This is a genomic window from Sneathiella aquimaris (genome assembly GCF_026409565.1).
In the GTDB taxonomy this organism is placed as follows: Bacteria; Pseudomonadota; Alphaproteobacteria; order Sneathiellales; family Sneathiellaceae; genus Sneathiella; species Sneathiella aquimaris.
This window is the reverse complement of sequence record NZ_CP112881.1, coordinates 1,500,993-1,518,657: the sequence shown is the minus strand read 5'-3', so window position 1 is coordinate 1,518,657 and position 17,665 is coordinate 1,500,993. Positions and strand designations below refer to the sequence as shown.

18 protein-coding genes are annotated in these 17,665 nt (G+C 48.7%); 9 read left to right on the top strand and 9 right to left on the bottom strand.

The annotated features are described in order from the left end of the window. Positions 1-46: 46 nt before the first annotated feature. A complete protein-coding gene (glyA, locus tag OIR97_RS07000; protein ID WP_169544864.1) occupies positions 47-1,375 on the bottom strand; it encodes a serine hydroxymethyltransferase in 1,329 nt (442 codons plus the stop codon). Positions 1,376-1,749: 374 nt separating this feature from the next. Here glyA and OIR97_RS06995 point away from each other — a divergent pair, with 374 nt between their 5' ends. Further along, positions 1,750-2,217 carry an aminoacyl-tRNA deacylase gene (locus tag OIR97_RS06995; RefSeq protein ID WP_169544863.1) on the top strand — a complete coding sequence of 156 codons (468 nt, stop codon included), beginning with the start codon at positions 1,750-1,752 and terminating at the stop codon, positions 2,215-2,217. Positions 2,218-2,229: 12 nt separating this feature from the next. Here the strand turns inward: OIR97_RS06995 and OIR97_RS06990 are convergent, their stop codons facing one another. After that, a complete protein-coding gene (locus OIR97_RS06990) occupies positions 2,230-2,478 on the bottom strand; it encodes a DUF6898 family protein (protein ID WP_181017901.1) in 249 nt (82 codons plus the stop codon). A 150-nt stretch (positions 2,479-2,628) separates the two neighbouring features. Here OIR97_RS06990 and OIR97_RS06985 point away from each other — a divergent pair, with 150 nt between their 5' ends. From OIR97_RS06985 to OIR97_RS06975, 3 genes are all read left to right on the top strand, one after another. Next, positions 2,629-3,828 (top strand): acyl-CoA dehydrogenase, encoded by a 1,200-nt coding sequence (locus OIR97_RS06985; protein ID WP_169544862.1) that lies wholly within the window; start codon positions 2,629-2,631, stop codon positions 3,826-3,828. Between the two features lie 169 nt (positions 3,829-3,997). Next, positions 3,998-4,771, top strand: a complete 774-nt coding sequence (locus OIR97_RS06980) for an SDR family oxidoreductase (RefSeq protein ID WP_169544861.1) — start codon at positions 3,998-4,000, stop codon at positions 4,769-4,771. A gap of 42 nt (positions 4,772-4,813) precedes the next feature. Beyond that, positions 4,814-5,416: a DUF2238 domain-containing protein gene (locus tag OIR97_RS06975; protein WP_169544860.1), complete on the top strand. Its 603-nt coding sequence runs from the start codon at positions 4,814-4,816 to the stop codon at positions 5,414-5,416. Between the two features lie 41 nt (positions 5,417-5,457). Here OIR97_RS06975 and OIR97_RS06970 read toward each other — a convergent pair whose 3' ends face one another. Further along, a complete protein-coding gene (locus tag OIR97_RS06970; protein WP_219821683.1) occupies positions 5,458-6,252 on the bottom strand; it encodes an enoyl-CoA hydratase/isomerase family protein in 795 nt (264 codons plus the stop codon). Positions 6,253-6,322: 70 nt separating this feature from the next. On the opposite strand from OIR97_RS06970, the gene OIR97_RS06965 reads away from it, so the two are divergent. After that, the gene (locus OIR97_RS06965; protein WP_169544859.1) at positions 6,323-6,619 is read left to right on the top strand and encodes a DUF1330 domain-containing protein; all 297 of its coding nucleotides are present in this window, start codon (positions 6,323-6,325) and stop codon (positions 6,617-6,619) included. 22 nt (positions 6,620-6,641) lie between these two features. Here OIR97_RS06965 and OIR97_RS06960 read toward each other — a convergent pair whose 3' ends face one another. Both OIR97_RS06960 and OIR97_RS06955 read right to left on the bottom strand, forming a co-directional pair. Beyond that, positions 6,642-7,706 carry an enoyl-CoA hydratase/isomerase family protein gene (locus OIR97_RS06960; protein ID WP_219821682.1) on the bottom strand — a complete coding sequence of 355 codons (1,065 nt, stop codon included), beginning with the start codon at positions 7,704-7,706 and terminating at the stop codon, positions 6,642-6,644. Between the two features lies 1 nt (position 7,707). Further along, complete coding sequence (locus tag OIR97_RS06955; protein WP_169544858.1) at positions 7,708-8,859, bottom strand: acyl-CoA dehydrogenase family protein; 1,152 nt, start codon at positions 8,857-8,859, stop codon at positions 7,708-7,710. 208 nt (positions 8,860-9,067) lie between these two features. Here OIR97_RS06955 and hemB point away from each other — a divergent pair, with 208 nt between their 5' ends. Then, the gene (gene hemB / locus OIR97_RS06950; protein ID WP_169544857.1) at positions 9,068-10,057 is read left to right on the top strand and encodes a porphobilinogen synthase; all 990 of its coding nucleotides are present in this window, start codon (positions 9,068-9,070) and stop codon (positions 10,055-10,057) included. 10 nt (positions 10,058-10,067) lie between these two features. Here hemB and OIR97_RS06945 read toward each other — a convergent pair whose 3' ends face one another. After that, positions 10,068-10,814 carry an SDR family oxidoreductase gene (locus tag OIR97_RS06945; protein ID WP_169544856.1) on the bottom strand — a complete coding sequence of 249 codons (747 nt, stop codon included), beginning with the start codon at positions 10,812-10,814 and terminating at the stop codon, positions 10,068-10,070. Next, complete coding sequence (locus OIR97_RS06940; RefSeq protein ID WP_169544855.1) at positions 10,811-11,974, bottom strand: trans-sulfuration enzyme family protein; 1,164 nt, start codon at positions 11,972-11,974, stop codon at positions 10,811-10,813. Before OIR97_RS06940 ends, OIR97_RS06945 begins: the two co-directional genes overlap by 4 nt. 75 nt (positions 11,975-12,049) lie before the next feature. Between OIR97_RS06940 and OIR97_RS06935 the strand changes: the two genes are divergently transcribed. Then, positions 12,050-12,586, top strand: a complete 537-nt coding sequence (locus OIR97_RS06935; RefSeq protein WP_169544854.1) for a CAP domain-containing protein — start codon at positions 12,050-12,052, stop codon at positions 12,584-12,586. Here the strand turns inward: OIR97_RS06935 and OIR97_RS06930 are convergent. Further along, entirely contained in the window at positions 12,583-13,461 is an 879-nt protein-coding gene (locus tag OIR97_RS06930; protein ID WP_169544853.1) for an NAD(P)-dependent oxidoreductase, read from the bottom strand. The genes OIR97_RS06935 and OIR97_RS06930 overlap by 4 nt on opposite strands. A 155-nt stretch (positions 13,462-13,616) precedes the next feature. On the opposite strand from OIR97_RS06930, the gene OIR97_RS06925 reads away from it, so the two are divergent. Then, complete coding sequence (locus OIR97_RS06925; protein ID WP_169544852.1) at positions 13,617-16,010, top strand: penicillin acylase family protein; 2,394 nt, start codon at positions 13,617-13,619, stop codon at positions 16,008-16,010. 10 nt (positions 16,011-16,020) lie between these two features. On the opposite strand, the gene OIR97_RS06920 is transcribed toward OIR97_RS06925, so the two are convergent. Then, positions 16,021-16,494, bottom strand: coding sequence for a flavin reductase family protein (locus tag OIR97_RS06920; protein ID WP_169544851.1), 474 nt, complete (start codon positions 16,492-16,494; stop codon positions 16,021-16,023). A gap of 311 nt (positions 16,495-16,805) precedes the next feature. On the opposite strand from OIR97_RS06920, the gene motA reads away from it, so the two are divergent. Continuing rightward, entirely contained in the window at positions 16,806-17,663 is an 858-nt protein-coding gene (motA, locus tag OIR97_RS06915; RefSeq protein ID WP_169544850.1) for a flagellar motor stator protein MotA, read from the top strand. The last annotated feature ends 2 nt before the right edge of the window (positions 17,664-17,665 follow it).

Here is a 17,665-nt window from a genome sequence, read left to right as displayed (position 1 = left end):
AATTATATCAGGATGCCTGCGCAAACACGCATCCTGACCAAATAGCTTACAGGGATGAATAAAGCGGGTAATTATCGCAAAGCTGCTTCACTTCTGCCCGGACTTTAGCCTCCACTGCACTGTTATCCTCAGGATTTGCGACTAATCCGTCAAGAACTTCAGCGATCAGGTCGCCAACTTTCGCAAATTCTTCGACACCAAAGCCACGTGTTGTTGCCGCGGGTGAGCCAAGACGCACGCCAGAGGTAACCGTTGGTTTTTCTGGATCGAAAGGGATACCGTTCTTGTTACAGGTCATATTCGCATTTTCCAAGGAATGCTCGGCGACATTACCGGTCAGTTTCTTGGGCCGCAAATCAACAAGAACAACATGTGTATCTGTACCGCCCGAAACGATATCCAACCCATGACTAATGAGCGTTTTTGCAAGAATATCCGCATTAGCAACCACAGATTTAGCATAGGTTTTGAACGAAGGCTGAAGCGCTTCACCAAATGCAACGGCTTTACCAGCGATAACATGCATCAAAGGACCGCCTTGAATTCCGGGGAAAATTGCCGAATTTACTTTTTTGGCAATCGCTGCGTCATTGGTCAGGATCATCCCGCCACGTGGTCCACGCAATGTTTTATGGGTCGTTGTTGTTGCAATATGAGCATGTGGGAACGGGCTTGGATGCTCACCCGCGGCAACCAGGCCAGCAAAATGCGCCATATCCACCATCAGATATGCACCAACTTCGTCTGCAATTTCACGGAATTTCGCAAAATCCAACTGACGAGGATAGGCAGATCCACCGGCGACAATCAGTTCAGGCTTATGTTCTTTTGCAAGCGCCAGCACTTCGTCAAAATCAACACGGTGATCATCAGGACGGACGTTATACTGAATAGCGTTAAACCATTTACCTGACTGGTTTGGAGCCGCGCCATGGGTCAGGTGACCGCCAGCCGCCAGCGACATTCCAAGGATAGTCGCCCCCGGCTTGATCAGGGACATGAACGCGCCCTGATTGGCCTGTGAGCCGGAATTAGGCTGGACATTTACAAAATCAACGTTGAAAAGCTTTTTCGCCCGTTCAATCGCAAGATTCTCAACAATATCAACATACTCACAACCGCCATAATAACGACGGCCCGGATACCCTTCCGCATATTTGTTTGTCAAAACAGAGCCTTGCGCTGCCATCACGGCAGAGCTCACAATGTTTTCGGATGCGATTAATTCGATCTGATCCCGCTGACGACCAAGTTCTTTTTCGATCGCACCAAACACGTCCGGGTCATTTTTTTCCAAATCTGCGTTGAAAAAATCAATCTGGTCAGAATTCTGTTTGCTCACCTGTGCCACTCCATATTCAACGACCCGGGACATTTAATAGATTTACCCGGATTTCAGTAACGCCATTAGGGTATACTGGACAGGACTTCTTCGGCTGAAGGATTTCCTAAAACCAGTACAACTGTGACTTTTACCGGCGACTTGCACCCGCCGATATTAGCCGAATTCAGCGCGGGTTGGATAGCACATCCTATTTGTCCTTCCTAGAGAGAACTGACCCGAAAATGCAATAAAGCTACAGATCGCGCTGAACCCTTTAGAATAAGACCGCAGGGTCCCGCTTTTTACTTGAGAAACAAGCAGCGTTTAGTCTATATTAGAATAAAGTAATAATTCCCACAGAATCGCCTACCCATTACTTGGTGGCGTTCTAATCCTCTTTCACAATGACACGAAAGGAATTGACCATGGGAATGGCCTCCTCACTTGAAACCTATATGCTTCGCGCAGGCATTGAATATGATTTAGTGCATCACAGACCCTCGGCCACATTGGCAGGTGCTGCGCAAAATGCTCACATCAAAAAAGACTGCGTTGCAAAAGCCGTTGTCCTGAAAGATGGCGACGGATTTGCCCTTGCTGTAATCCCCAGCAAAACCCGTCTGTCCTTGTCGAAAGTTGAAGAAATGACCAACCGGGAATTTTCGCTTTCTTCAGAAGAAGAGTTCGCCCCCCTGTTTAATGACTGTGAGGTGGGCGCTGTTCCACCAATCGGAAATGCCTATGGCATGCCTGTTCTGATGGATACCGCACTTGAAGGGGAAACAGATATTTATTTTGAAGCCGGAGATCATGAAAATCTCGTGCATGTAACAGACTGGGACTTCGAAATCTTGATGCGTGGAGCTGAAACGGGCGAGATCAGCAGATCATAGCCGAACCCGCTCCTAAACGATTATTCCTCCCCGACCGTCAGACGACGGGGAGGTTTTTTCTTGATCTGCTCCGGACGCTTTTCGCATGACATACAGCAGTTTTTTCACGGCTGTTTGCTGTAACTCCAGTTTACTGGCAGTCACTGGGCCAACGATCGAGACCTCAGTCAAAGAAACCGGATCCATCGCAGACACCTTCACTGAGTTGCCGATGGGAACAAATTCAATGATATATTCCCCTTGATCATCACTGCTCGTCATTGAAATTTCCGTAAGATAAAAATAGCCCTATATGGAATTGTATCACACAGCTTATTGAGTTTATGTAAAATATTCTGTAGATAAGGACTATCCATATAAAGTTTTAAGCTTAAAATAATTATAAAAACTTGTCAGTATCGGAGACAATCCATGAGCAGCGCACCTGCCAAACATCGCCCTACCTTCAATGCAGTAGATCCATTTCTCATCAATGAACAATTGACCGAGGAAGAACGCCTCGTTAGCCAAACAGCCCATGACTACTGTCAGGAAAAGCTGATGCCGCGCGTTCTTGAAGCCAACCGACACGAAAAAATGGACACAAGCATCTTCCGCGAAATGGGTGAGCTTGGTCTTTTGGGAAGTACAATTGAAGGCTATGGCTGTGCCGGCCTTTCATACGTTTCCTACGGACTGGTGGCCCGCGAAGTGGAACGGGTTGACAGCGGCTATCGCTCGATGATGAGCGTTCAGTCCAGCCTTGTCATGCATCCAATCTACACATACGGAACTGAAGAACAGCGTCAGAAATACTTGCCAAAACTGGCAACCGGTGAATGGATTGGCTGTTTCGGCCTTACTGAACCTGATCATGGATCCGATCCGGGAAGCATGGTGACCCGCGCCAGATCTGTAGACGGTGGCTATCGTTTATCCGGGGCCAAAATGTGGATCACGAATTCACCAGTAGCAGATGTATTTGTTGTCTGGGCCAAGACCGATGATGATGTAATCCGGGGTTTCATTCTTGAAAAAGGAATGGAAGGCCTGTCCGCACCAAAAATCGAAGGTAAATTCTCCCTTCGGGCGTCGATTACGGGTGAAATCGTAATGGATAATGTCTTCGTTCCGGAAGAAAATCTAATGCCAAATGTGCAGGGCCTTTCTGGACCGTTTGGATGCCTGAACAGTGCACGCTTCGGCATTGCCTGGGGCGCCCTTGGTGCAGCAGAATTCTGTTGGCAGGCGGCCCTTCAATATACAATGGAGCGCAAACAGTTTGGACGCCCGCTTGCGGCAAACCAGCTTATTCAGAAAAAACTGGCTGATATGCAAACCGAAATCACACTGGGTTTACAGGGATGTTTACGGGTTGGACAACTGCGTGACGAAAACCGTGCTGCGCCTGAAATGATTTCCCTGATCAAACGCAACTCATGTGGCAAGGCTCTGGATATTGCCCGTACCGCCCGCGACATGCATGGCGGAAATGGCATCAGTGACGAATATCATGTAATTCGGCATGTTATGAATCTTGAAGCGGTTAACACCTATGAGGGAACACATGATGTACATGCTCTCATTCTTGGACGCGCTCAGACAGGTATTCAGTCCTTCACAGGTGCCTGAACCCACCTATAAGACCCCATGATAATGGCCCGGGCAGAATTGCTCGGGCCATTTTTTGTTGTCAGCGCACAAATTCCCGATAACATAACCGTGCAAAAAACAAGAACAAAGAATAACCGCGATCAACAAAGAATAAACCGGCGTTACAGACCGGACAGGTGAGGAAATTATGAAAGCAGCTGGAAAGAATATCGTCATTACTGGGGGCGCAAGTGGTATCGGCAAGGCACTGGCAGAACGGTTCCATGCTGAAGGGGCTGCTGGAATTACGGTTGCAGATCTAACCGAAGACACCCTTGAGGAAGTGGCCAAAAGTGTAAATGGACTGGCTGTAAAATGTGATGTCTCGAAAGAAACAGATATTCAAAACCTTGTTGCAAAGGCCGAGGAAGCCTTTGGCCCCATTGACATTTTTGTGTCAAACGCGGGCATCGCCCGATATGGCTGGGAAGAGACATCAGATGAAATATGGGATCTGAATTGGCGAATTCACGTAATGGCCCACGTGTTTGCAGCCCGGGCGGTTGTCGACAAAATGGTCGAAAGAGGGTCCGGGTATCTTATCAATACGGCCTCTGCCGCTGGCCTTCTAAGTCAAATTGACAGTGCAACCTATGCAACCACCAAACACGCCGCTGTCGCATTTGCAGAAACACTGGCCATACGATATGGCGACAAAGGTGTCCGCGTATCGGTTCTGTGCCCTCAACAGGTAAGAACTGGCATGACAGAGGGGCGCGAAGATCAAGTGGCCGCTGTGGACGGCACGATGGAGCCTGAAGAACTTGCCGAATGTGTGGTTCAAAGCATGGACAAGGAAGAATTTCTCATTCTGCCTCACCCTCAGGTTTTGGAATATATGCGTCGTAAAACGGCGGACTATGATCGCTGGATCGGCGGTATGCGAAAATTGCGGGACAGATTTCTAGGTATTTCATCATAAAGCCTGTTCGAACACAGGCTTTATGAACAGGGGGAAATAATCATGCAGATATTATGGCTAGCAGTCTTTTTGGCTGTTTTGATCTGGTCGGGAATCAATCCCAAAGACTATTTTACATGGTTTCTGGAAGTCCTGCCCGCCATAATCGGCCTGGTGCTTTTGGCCGCAACCCGCAAGCGGTTCCCACTCACCCCTTTGCTGTATTTTCTCATCCTCGTTCATGCGGTTATCCTGATGGTTGGCGGACATTATACCTATGCAGAAGTACCCCTGTTCGACACAATCCGTGACTTGATGGGATCAGACCGAAATAACTATGACAAAGTCGGTCATCTTGCACAGGGCTTTGTTCCTGCAATCATTGCCCGCGAAATCCTGATCCGACTGTCTGTTGTCAAAACCCCTGCATGGCGAACACTGTTTATTATAAGCATCTGCCTTGCGTTCAGTGCGTTTTATGAACTGATTGAATGGTGGGCCGCACTCCTGAGCGGCGAGGCTGCGGAAGCGTTCCTTGGAACACAAGGGTATGTCTGGGACACGCAGTCTGACATGGCGCTCGCCCTTCTTGGATGCATTCTGGCTTTAATCTTGTTACCGCGCCTGCATGATCGGCAATTGGCAGGCCTTCAAGAGAAGGCCTGACCAACGCCTGCCGATTGCGCGGGGAAGACGGATACTTAGCCTCAGCGACCTTTGAATTCAGGAGGTCGCTTGTCTATAAAAGCGCGGATCCCTTCTGCATAGTCATCAGATTCAGTCGCTAATGCGTATTGATCAATATCCATATAACTGGTTGCATGGTTTAAAGCTTTGGCCGCAACATTCGCTCCCTGCTTAATCATCCGAACGGGCAGCGGCGGACGTTCCGCAATTTTTTGTGCGCATTCCAAAGCGAGATCAAAAGCACTTTCCGTTTGGGAAATTTCCTCAATAAGGCCCCAGGATAACGCGTCGGTTGCAGGCACAATATCGGCAATGATCGAAATCTGTTTTGTCCGGGCAGGCCCCATCAAATTCACCATTCGCGGAACAGATTGCCAGCTCATATTCATGCCATTTTTAATTTCCGGCACATAAAACTGCGCGCCTTTTGAAGCAATTCGCATATCGAGGGCAACAGACAGGGCGACACCGCCGCCGATACAATATCCGTCGATGGCTGCAATGGTCATGGGCTCCAAATCCTCCCACGCCTGACACATACGAGGACCAACCCGCAGCATCTCCCGCTTATCCATCATGCCCGCATCCATGCGCTCTTTAAGCGCTGCATCTTTTAAATCAAAACCCGCGGTAAAATTCTTTCCGTTGCCGGTAAGGATGATCGCATTGGTTTCAGTGTCCCCTTCAAAAGAGCGGGCGACCTCTAGCAGCTCTTTCATGAGATCCACCGACAGGGCATTCATTTCATGCCCCCGGTCAAAACGCACAATGGCAATCCGGTTATTTTTTTCCAGCGTTACATACTTGTATGACACAGGCAGCCCCCTTATTGTTCTTTTTCAATCTAAGGTATCAGGAAATAGCTGTAAAAAGAAGGAACGAAATATGCCTGCTTACATGGTCGCCCGTGTGAACGTAAAAGATCCGGTTCAGTACGAAGAATATAAAAAGCTAGCGCCAATTGCGATCAACAAATATGGCGGAGAGTATCTTACCCGCGGCGGTGCAATGGACACGCTGGAAGGCGAGACAGAAACCCAACGGGTTGTAATTGTAAAATTCCCGGACTACGAAACGGCTCGGAAATGTTATGATAGCCGTGAATATAGCAGAGCCAGAGCGGAACGAGAAAATGCGGCGACAGGCCAATTCATCATTCTTGATGGATATCAGCCTGCCTGACCTTACCGATTACTTTATTTTCTTAAATATTCAAGTCACCTGCTGCCAGGGGTGTAAAATACGAATCAATATCTTCGTCTTTCACGTCCTCAAGTGTAGCGGGTGACCAAACAGGCTTCTGATCTTTATCGATAACAACTGCCCGGGTGCCTTCATAAAAATCATGCCCCTTGATGATCCGGTTAACCATTCTCCATTCCAGTTTCACGCAGTCGTCGAATGTTTTTGACGCCCCTGCCCTGATTTGACGGCAAGTGACTTTCATGCTGGTAGGTGATTTGGACCGCAAGCCAGCTGCCGTTTTCGCCGCCCACTCGTCCCCCGCATCATCAAGGCTGGCCAAAATTCCTTCCACGCTATCAGCCCTGAAATGTTTATCAATTTTCGCCCGGTATTTCTCCAGTGGTGGCGTTTCCGTTTGCTCAGCATATACAGCGATCAACTGATCGATATCGCCGTGCGGATCTTTGGAGAACTGCATACTGGCCAAAGACTGCTCTAACCCGTCCAGATTTACGGACTGGATATATGTGCTGGCCACACCGGCATAAACTGTATCAGCGGCCTTAAGACGAGCGCCCGTCAGCCCCAAATACATCCCGATTTCGCCCGGACACCGGGGCAAAAAATACGTTCCACCAACATCCGGGAAAAGACCAATTCCGGATTCTGGCATCGCAAACAGGGTCCGTTCCGTTGCGATACAATGACTGCCATGAACCGAAACACCGACGCCACCTCCCATAACGATACCATCCATAAAAGCGATATACGGTTTTGGGAAATGCTTGATCGCCGCATTACATTTATATTCGTCTTCATAGAACCGATAAGGGTAATCCCCACCGGCCTTGCCTTCATTATAAAGTTTGACGATATCACCGCCCGCGCAAAAGGCTTTCTCGCCGGCGCCTTTAATCAAAACAGCCTGAACCGTGTTATCCGCAGCCCAGTCGTCAAGTTTCGCATGCAACGCAATCGCCATTTCATGCGTCAGCGCATTCAGCGCTTTGGGGCGATTTAGAAGGATGACACCAAGCTGCCCCTTCTGTTCAAAGTAAATTTCCTGATCCACTGACATTGACATGTTAGGCACGCCCCTGACCTTCTTGTAATTTGCGGGAAACAACTACCCGCATGATTTCATTTGTACCTTCGAGAATCTGATGAACACGTGTATCACGCACATACCGTTCGATCGGAAAATCCCTCAAATATCCATAGCCACCATGCAACTGCAAGGCTTTGTTACAGACATCAAACCCTGTATCCGTCGCCAACCGTTTGGCCATTGCACAAAATAACGTGGCCTCCGGGTCTTTTGCATCCAGCTTGCTGGCTGCCTGACGGATCATCAGGCGAGAGGCTTCCAATTCCGTTGCCATATCGGCCAGATTGAACTGGACGGACTGAAATTGGCCAACAGGTTTGCCAAACTGTTTTCGATCGGCGGTATAATCCTGTGCCGCTTCAAGACAGGCCCGCGCCGCGCCAATGGAACAGGCGCCGATGTTAAGCCGTCCCCCATCCAGGCCTTTCATGGCAATCTTGAAGCCTTCTCCTTCTGCACCCACCAGATTTTCGACCGGAACACGGCAATCATCAAACAATACCTGTGCAGTTGGTTGCGAATTCCAACCCATTTTCCGTTCTTGAGCCCCAAAACTGATCCCCGGCGCGTCTTTGGGAATAACCAGACAGCTGACGCCGCCAGCGCTATCGTCCCCTGTTCGCACCATCGTCACATACACATCAGCCCTTCCGCCCCCGGAAATAAAGGCCTTTCCACCATTGATAACATAGTCGTCACCATCTCGAACGGCCTTGGTTTTAAGGGATGCGGCATCAGAACCAGCGCCCGGTTCAGTTAGACAATAACTGGCAAAATGCTCCATCGTTGTCAGTTTAGGCAAAAATTTTGCCCGCACCGCATCAGATCCAAAACTGTCGATCATCCAGCTCGCCATATTGTGGATCGAGATATACGCGGCGGTTGATGTACAGCCAGACGCCAATTCCTCAAAAATAATGGCAGCATCTAGCCGCGACAGATTGGATCCGCCATATTCCTCATCAACGTAAATACCGGCGAATCCAAGCTCTGCTGCCTGACGCAACTCATCAACAGGAAAAATCTTTTCTTCATCCCATTTTTCTGCGTTTGGCGCAAAAACGTCTGTTGCAAATGCCCGTGCCATATCCTTTATCAGGGTCTGGTCTTCTGTCAGATTAAAGTCCATGTGACTGCTTCCTATAAATCCCGTGCCTTGTGATACGGTCTTCTGCCGTTTGTGTCAAACTTACGCCAAACGATCGTTAGGTGAAAGAGATATTCTTGCACAATGCCCCTGCGACAATATGCAGTCAGAATTAAATTTGCTCAGATTTATTCCGGACGGTATTATCCCGTCAATATTTGGATGGAGAAGACCAAAAATGAAGACGCCCATGACCTCATTCCCTGCAATACGGATGCGCCGGAATAGGAAATTCGACTGGTCTCGCAGATTAGTTGCAGAAAACAGTATCACACCAAACGATCTGATTTGGCCAGTGTTCGTTCACGAAGGCAAAAACCTTGCGGTTGATATTCCTTCCATGCCGGGTGTCCAGCGCTTGTCTACCGACTTGCTGGCAAAAGCCGCGAAGGAAGCCTACAGTCTTGGCATTCCCGTCATCGCGTTGTTTCCGGCGGTTGATCCGTCGTTAAAATCTGAGGACGGTGAGGAAGCCTTCAATTCTGACAACATTATTTGCCGGTCAATTAAAGCGATCAAGGATGCGGTCCCAGAAATGGGCGTTCTGTGTGATGTCGCGCTTGACCCTTTTACGACCCATGGTCAGGACGGTCTTGTTGAAAACGGATATGTCATGAACGACATAACGATCGACGCCCTGATCAAACAAACCCTTAATCAGGTGGAAGCAGGCTGCGACATCATTGCGCCTTCTGATATGATGGATGGCCGTATTGCAGCGATCCGCCGTGCTTTGGAAACGAGTGGCTACACGGATACACCGATCATGGCCTATTCTGCCAAATATGCCTCGGGTTTCTACGGTCCGTTCCGCGAGGCCGTCGGTTCAACGGGCAATCTTGGGACAGGGGATAAACGTACCTACCAGATGGATCCCGCCAATACAGATGAAGCAATCCGTGAGGTCGCCCTTGATATTCAGGAAGGCGCCGACATGGTTATGGTAAAACCGGGGATGCCATATCTTGATATTTGCCGTCGGGTAAAAGACGAGTTTGGGGTACCGACCTTTGCCTATCAGGTTTCTGGCGAATATGCGATGATCGCAGGTGCCATCCAGAACGGGTGGCTGGATCCAGACAAAGTCATTCTTGAAGCCCTGCTTTGTTTTAAACGGGCCGGTTGTGATGGTATTCTGAGCTACTTTTCAATTGAGGCCGCTAAAAAGTTGCAGGGGTAACGCACTTCAACTAGCGCCCCCCGCTGACATCCAGAAGAATGCCAGTCGAATAACTGGCTTCTTCTGACAACAGCCATAACGCCGCTTTTGCGACCTCTTCAGGCAACCCGCCGCGTTTCATTGGCACATTTTCTTTAACGCGATCCACGCGATCAGGCTCTCCGCCCAATTTATGAATATCCGTATAAATCACACCGGGCCTGACAGCATTGACCCGAATACCGTCTTCCGCCACTTCTTTTGCAAGACCGATTGTAAACGCATCGATGGCACCTTTAGACGCGGCATAGTCAACATATTCATGAGGTGACCCAAGGCGCGCTGCTACCGAGGATATATTCACAATACCGCCGCCCTGTCCTCCTTTGGACAAAGCCATGCGTGTCACCGCTTCTTTGGCGCATAAAAACGAACCTGTCACATTCGTTGTCATCACCCGTTGCAAGCGATCAAAGGTCATATCTGTAACGCTGGCATGGGTTTCCAGAATACCGGCATTATTGACAAGAGCCGTCAACGGGGCGAGTTCACGATCAACGGTTTTGAACAGGGATAGAATATCCTGCTCCACCGCCACATCACCCTGTACAGCGATTGCCCGTCCGCCAGCCTCTGTTATCTTCTGAACAACTTCATCAGCGGCCCCTTGGTTGCTGTGAAAGTTTACACAGACTTCGTACCCAGCGGCCGCGGCCCTTACAGCGAGACTGGCCCCAATTCCGCGGCTAGCCCCTGTGATGATGATAGAGCCCTTCATTCCGCCTCCAGTCCCTGTTTCAAATCGGCAATCAAATCATCTGAATTCTCAATGCCAATGGAAAGTCTTAAAAGATCTGCAGGGCACGGCGTGCCTTCGCCCTCTATACTGGCGCGATGTTCTACAAGGCTTTCCACACCGCCCAACGAGGTGGCGCGCTTGAATAGCTGAAGATTGGCAGCTACTTTGACAGCAGCACTTTCCCCGCCCTTGACACGCACACTCATCATGCCGCCAAAACCACCTGACATTTGTTTTTTGGAAATAGCGTGCCCCGGATGACTTTCCAAACCCGGATAAAGAACTTCTTCAACATCCGGGTGATTTTCCAGCGCCCGTGCAATCGCCATTGCGTTGTTGCACGCCTGACGAACACGAACAGACATTGTCCGCATCCCGCGCATTAAAAGCCATGCCTCAAACGGTCCGAGGACGGCGCCCCCTGCATTTCTTACTTTTTTCACACGATCCCAGAAACCGTCCTGATTTTTAGTAATCAGGGCCCCGGCCAGAACATCTGAATGACCATTTAAGTACTTGGTTGCAGAATGCATAACGATATCCGCACCAAAGTCGATCGGACGGCATAACAACGGTGTGGCAACTGTATTGTCGACCGCTAGAAAAGCCCCAACCGATTGCGCAACCTCGGCCCAGGCGGCAATATCATCAACAACCCATGTCGGATTTGCAGGTGTCTCCATCCACAGTAAAACCGTTTCACCAGGAATAACTGCCTTCTTTAACGCATCGATGTCACCATTGGGCACAAACGTTACCTTTAATCCCCATTCGCTACCCAGTGTCAGCAACCAGTTACGCAACGCCCAATACATAACCTCTGGTGCCACTATGTGGTCGCCGGGTTTCAAGGCTTGAAAAACACTGACAGCTGCCGACATCCCGGATGAAAACAACAGCGCATCCTCGCCGGCTTCCAACGCGGCAAGAACAGCTTCAGGCTGATCATAATTCGGGTTTTGGTCACGTGTATACACCCGGCCATTGGGATAGCTGTTATCCGCTTCCCGTTCGAATGTTGTTCCTGGAAAGATACCAGGGATCAGACCGTTATTCGCGTCATCCATCCAACCCAGACCTTGCGCCAAAATTGTTTCTACGGTCAGGGTTGTTTTTTTATTATTCACAGAAAACCTCATTCACAAATAAATTCAGCAAACGTTATTCCATCATTACTTTTTCACTCACCCAGAAAACGGCATAAGGGAAAATTGATGGATTTGGATACGGAACTCGTCAAGTTAATCAATACATTTCGGGAAACGGAGAATATCCCGTCCCTTAAACAAGATGCAAGTTTAGATGCTGCCGCGGCCAAACATGCCTTTTTCATGCAGCAGAATAATACTCTGTCGCATGTTGGAGAGAATAACAGCAGCTTCACTGACCGGCTTACGGCTGAGGGTATCCAATATTTAACAGCCGCTGAAAACGTGGCCCTTGGCAAAGCAGAGGCATCAGAAGTCCTGATACTTTGGAGTGAGAGCGAACCCCACCGGGCAACTTTACTTGATCCCACATATTCTCATGTCGGGGTTGGTCTGGCGATATCGCCGATCGCGCGCAATACTGCTGGACTTGCTTTCTGGTCCGCGTCATTTATCCAATCGGTGCTGCCAGAAAACAAAGAAAAAGGTCCGCAACCTTCCTCTTTGTCAAATTCTGAAGAACCAGCGCGTCATCCGGCTTCCCCTGTCGCGGTATCACCTGTCAAACCTGATCCCGAAATCGAGCAGCCTGCAAAAAATTAATCGCTCAGCTTACGAAGGCGTGTGATAAGGCTGGAGGTATCCATTCGCCCGCCTCCCATCTGCTGGACGTCCCCGTAATATTGGTCGACGACGGCTGTATTTGGAAGACTTGCGCCGATCTGGTTCGCAGTGCTGAGGCAAATGCCGAGGTCTTTACGCATCCAGTCCACGGCAAATCCGAAATCAAAATCCCCTTTGATCATTGACTTATAACGGTTTTCCATCTGCCAGCTTTGTGCGGCTCCTTTGGAAATGACTTCAATAACCTTTTCTGCATCCAGACCTGCTTTTTGGGCAAAATGGATCCCTTCAGACAGACCCTGCACCACGCCCGCGATACAAATCTGATTAACCATCTTGGCAAGCTGTCCAGCGCCAACCTCTCCCATCCGCATACAGGCTTGAGAATACGCATCGATAGCAACAGCAGCACGGTCGAAATCTGATTGTTCCCCGCCGCACATCACCGTCAAAACACCCTTTTCTGCACCGGCTTGTCCACCGGATACAGGGGCATCAACAAATCCGATGCCCGCTTCCTTGCCGATCTGAGCCAGTTCGGTCGCAACCTCCGCAGAGGCCGTTGTATGATCAACGAACAAAGTGCCATTTGCCATACCTGCAAATGCCCCATCTTCTCCCAGAACAACGCTGCGCAAGTCATCATCGTTGCCAACACAAGCCATAACGATGTCTGCGCCCATAGCCGCCTCACGGGGTGTTACTGCAAATGTTCCACCATACTCCGCAGCCCATTTTTCCGCTTTCGACGCTGTACGGTTGTAAACAGTCACGTCATAACCGGCTTTTTGCAAATATCCTGCCATGGGATAGCCCATAACACCTAAGCCAATAAAGGCAGCTTTTTTACTCATTTATAGAACCTCCTGCGTCCTGTTAGACTGCGCGTCTCATTCTTTTAAAGGCATGCATCGTTCGATCAAAGCATAAACTGTTGAGCTTCGGTCCAGCCTCATCTTGTTTTTCATCTTAATCAGAGCAACAATGCGCAGCAATAGGGGAGAAGAAAATGAAATTTTTCACAACTGGACTTATTGCTCTCGCACTTTTGTTCATCTTGTTTGCTGCCGGTGGCTATCTTTATTTACGTACTTCTCTTCCGAAAACAGAGGGCGAGATACAGATCGTAGGTATAACCCACCCCGTCTCTATTCTTCGGGACGCATCCGGCGTGCCCCATATTAAAGGACAGAATTTCCAAGATGTCATGTTTGGACTGGGTTTTGTTCACGCGCAGGACCGGCTTTGGCAAATGGAAATGAACCGTCGAACCGGGGCGGGAAGATTATCAGAAGTTTTGGGAAATGCGACACTTGAGACTGACAAATTCCTTCGCACTGTTGGGTTTTATAAAGCCGCAAAAGCTTCTTATGCCAAATTTGACGGTCAGACAAAAAAGCTGATCAGAAGTTATACCAAAGGTGTGAATGCCTTCCTTGAGCAACAGACCGGTGCCCTTCCTCCAGAGTTTCTGATCCTTGGCGTGACACCTGAAAAATGGACCCCGATTGATTCAGTCGTGTGGACGAAAATGATGGCTTGGGATCTTGGTAAAAACTGGTCCAATGAGGTCGGTCGCCTTCAACTCTCCAACATTATGTCGTTATCAGAGGTCAACGAATTCTTCCCGCCCTACCCCGGTAATAAAACAGTGCCGCTGCCGGATTTCAAAAATGAATATCAACTGGCCAATCTGGAACTTCAAAAGCTCCTGACAGCAGCCCCCGCCATTCTGCCTACTGGCGCCGGTTCAAATAACTGGGTTGTCTCCGGTGACAAAACCCAAAGTGGCCGCCCCTTACTGGCAAATGACCCCCACCTGGGTTTGTCTGCGCCGTCCCTCTGGTATTTCGCCCATTTAGAAGCTCCGGGTCTCAATGCAATCGGTGCAACATTACCGGGCGTTCCTGGCATTATTCTAGGCCGAAACGACAGGATTGCCTGGGGCTTCACCAACACGGGACCTGATACGCAGGATTTGTATGTTGAAAAAATAAACCTGGAAAATCCACGTCAATACAAAACCCCTGATGGTTGGCAGGAGTTTACAACACGGCAGGAAATAATTCGGATCAAGGATCAGCCTGACGTAACGATTTCAGTCCGCTCAACCCGCCATGGGCCTGTTCTTTCAGACATATACAAGGCTGTCATAAAAGACATCCCTGAAAACCATGTTCTGGCATTAGCCTGGACGAGCCTGATGGAAACGGACGGGTCCATGATGGCATCAAGTAGAATGATGACCGCCCAAAATTGGGAAGAATTTAAAAAGGCCATTCAATTATTTACAAGTCCGCAACAGAATATGGTTTACGCCGATATTGATGGGAATATTGGATATTATGCGCCAGCAAATATTCCTGTTCGCAATAAAGATAATCTTGCGATGGGACGTCTGCCCGTACCGGGTTGGCTGAAAAAATATGACTGGGAGGGATTTATACCGTTTGAAGATTTGCCGCAAAGCTATAACCCGGCTAAAGGATTTCTGTATTCAGCGAATGAGAAAATTGTCCCCGACGACTATCCCCATTTTATAACGAGTGACTGGGCAAAACCCTATAGAGCCAAACGCATTCAAGAACGACTTGAGCAAGAAGAGAAACATACACTTCAAACCTTTTCAGATATGCACACTGACGTGAGGTCTTTAATGGCACTCGAACTCATTGATATTATGCTGACAACAAAACCCGTTGACGATCTGTCCCGCAAGGCTCTTACTGCGCTCAGCATCTGGGATGGGCGCATGACCATCGATCAAAACGCTCCTCTTATTTTCAACGGGTGGATCAGAGAACTAAACAAAGCAATTTATGCAGATGAGCTTCGGGATCTGTTCCCGCGTTATTGGCGTCATCGTCCCGTCTTCATCCGGAATGTGTTACTGAATGTAAGCGGCCAGTCCAGATGGTGCGATAACCGGAACACGGAAAAGACAGAAACCTGTAACGACGTTCTGCAAACCTCACTGGCATTGGCCTTGGAAGACTTGCAGAAACGGTATGGCAATGATCTGGATCATTGGGAATGGGGAACTGCACATTTTGCTCATAGTGACCACCTTCCTTTTTCCAAAGTTACCCTGCTGAAAAATATCTTCGACATCTCAGTTCCTTCGGCAGGCGGGACCTATACGATCAATGTAGGACGCAATAAATATTCTGACGAAAGTCAGCCCTTTGCGAATACCCATGCAGCTTCCTTACGGGCCATCTACGATTTATCCAACCTCAATAATTCCGTGTATATCCATTCTACCGGCCAGTCGGGGAATATCGTCTCAAAATATTATAGTGATATGGCGGACGAATGGGCGGCAGTAAAATACCGTAAAATGTCAACGGACCCCGCTGACTACACGAAGAATGCCATTGGTACGCTAATCTTGAAACCTTGAACCCGTACCCTTAAAGAACCGGAAAGGCTCCTTTATTAAACAGCAGCGCTGATTTTTCCGGGTGAGATGTCACATTGGTGACCCGGCAAATGAAGATCAGATGATCGCCAGCCTCAACAGTTTCATGGGTTTGACATTCAAACACGGCAAGGCTCTCTTCGAAAACCGGACTTCCGTTCTCACCAATCTTATGTTCGATGCCGTTGAAACGATCGTCCAAGGGGGATGCAAACCGATCACAAAGAAATTTTTGTTCGCTGCTCAGAATGTTAATCGCAAAGATCCCAGAATCCTTGAATTCCTGACAGTGATTTCCCTGATGGCCAAGGCTGAACAGCACAAGCGGCGGGTCGAGGGACACCGAACTAAACGAATTCACAGTAATACCCAGTGGGCTTCGTCCATCTTTCATGGATGTAACCACAGTGATACCAGTGGCAAAGCATCCCAAAGCGGAACGAAATTCTAGTGCATCAAAAGTCATAATTTTACGATTTATCTTAACAGTCTAATAGCAAACGGTTGATTTGAATCAACGGGAGAAACCATTCCACAGCTGCACTTTAAAATCACTCTTTTTTTTAACAGTTGCTTTAAAACACTTCATACCTTCCCGATAACGAGCTGATTAAAAACCCTTTTCAGGGCGGGCTGATCGCGCACTGAAAACCTGCCAGGATGCCTTTATGGGAAAATTAGTTAAAAACTTTGATAAATTACTCACCCTTTATTAACCAATATCAGAGCAATATTCCAAAGATAGAAATTTTGATTGAGATAAGGGCTGCTTCGCGCATGTTTTGGATTTTAGGGATCGTTGTTACGTTTGGTTGTGTCGCCGGCGGGTACAGTGTGCACGGTGATTTTGGCGTACTTTGGCAACCGCTGGAGTTCTGGATCATCCTGGGTGCCGCAGCTGGCGCGTTTCTCCAAGGTAACCCCAAATGGGTTATCTTTGGAACGCTCGGCAATTTGGGCAAGCTCATGAAAGCCGCACCCTACGACAAAAAAACCTACGAAGAACTTCTGACACTGATGTATGCAATTTTCAAATTGGCGAAAACCAAAGGCATGATCGCATTGGAGCCTCATATTGAAAATCCGCATGACAGTGCCCTCTTTCAGAATTTCACCAGTTTTACAAAGAACCATCATGCCATGGACTTCATGTGCGACTATCTTCGCCTGATGACCATGGGAACGGAAAATCCACATGAAGTGGAAAACCTGATGGATGTGGATCTTGAAACCCACCATGCAGAACATCACGCCTATTCCTCTGCGATTACGCAGTTGGGTGAAGCTCTCCCCGCCTTTGGTATCGTTGCTGCGGTGCTTGGTGTGATTGTGACAATGGGCTCCATCTCCGAGCCACCAGAAGTGCTGGGCGGTTTGATTGCTGCGGCCCTTGTGGGTACCTTCTTTGGTATTTTGGTGGCGTATGGCCTTTTCTCGCCAATGGGAACAAACATTCAGCAATATTTTGATGCAGATGCCAAATATTATGACTGCATGAAAACAGGCTTGCTGGCTCATTTACAAGGCTATGCCCCAGCAGTTTCTGTCGAGTTTGCCCGGAAAACACTGTATAGCCATGAACGACCAACCTTCTCAGAGGTTGAAGAAGCCTGTAACAACGCACCGAGTGTGTAAGT